This window comes from Burkholderia sp. SIMBA_051, from assembly GCF_046534915.1.
In the GTDB taxonomy this organism is placed as follows: Bacteria; Pseudomonadota; Gammaproteobacteria; order Burkholderiales; family Burkholderiaceae; genus Burkholderia; species Burkholderia ambifaria.
Genome location: NZ_JAWRXS010000776.1, coordinates 1 through 242 on the forward strand (window position 1 = coordinate 1; position 242 = coordinate 242).

1 pseudogene is annotated in these 242 nt (G+C 65.7%); it reads left to right on the forward strand.

What is annotated here, in order from left to right:
- A pseudogene (locus SB771_RS36575) lies at nt 1-242 on the forward strand (23S rRNA pseudouridylate synthase B); the annotation flags it as partial.

Below are 242 nucleotides of genomic sequence, written 5' to 3' on the forward strand. Positions count from 1 at the left end.
GTCTGATCCGTACCCGTCACGGCCCGATTTCGCTGCCGAAGGGTTTGAAGCGCGGGCGCTGGGAAGAGCTCGAGGACAATCAGGTTCGCGCGCTGATGGCGTCGGTCGGCCTGAAGGCGCCGACGGAAGAAAAGGGCGGTCGCGGCGCGGCGCCGGAGCGCAAGCAGCCGGATCCGATGCAAACGTCGATGGGCTTCATCAATCGTGAGCCGGTGCTGATGTCGCACGGCCGTTTCGAGCAG